This window comes from Pseudomonas sp. PS01299 (assembly GCF_029960145.1).
Taxonomy (GTDB): Bacteria; Pseudomonadota; Gammaproteobacteria; order Pseudomonadales; family Pseudomonadaceae; genus Aquipseudomonas; species Aquipseudomonas putida_A.
In genome coordinates, this window is sequence record NZ_JASCPO010000538.1 from 1 (window position 1) to 255 (window position 255).

1 protein-coding gene is annotated in these 255 nt (G+C 58.8%); it reads left to right on the plus strand.

The features are described from left to right. Positions 1 to 255: lambda-exonuclease family protein (locus QMX91_RS31515; protein ID WP_282413930.1), on the plus strand; the 255-nt coding region annotated here is incomplete at both ends.

Consider the following 255-nt stretch of genomic DNA (forward strand, 5'->3'; position numbering starts at 1 on the left):
GGGTACGACGCATCAATGCTGTGTTGCAGCATCCTGATCCTAAACTGCCCTGGATGCTGGCCAACATCGACCGCGAGGTGATCGGCGCCGGCGATGTACAGATCCTTGAATGTAAAACTGCAGGTATCAACGGCGCGCGCCTCTGGAAAGAGGGCGTGCCGGAGTATGTGCAGTTACAAGTGATGCACCAGCTGGCCGTGACTGGCAAGCAGGCGGCGGATGTAGCGGTCTTGCTGGGTGGTCAGCACCTGGAGA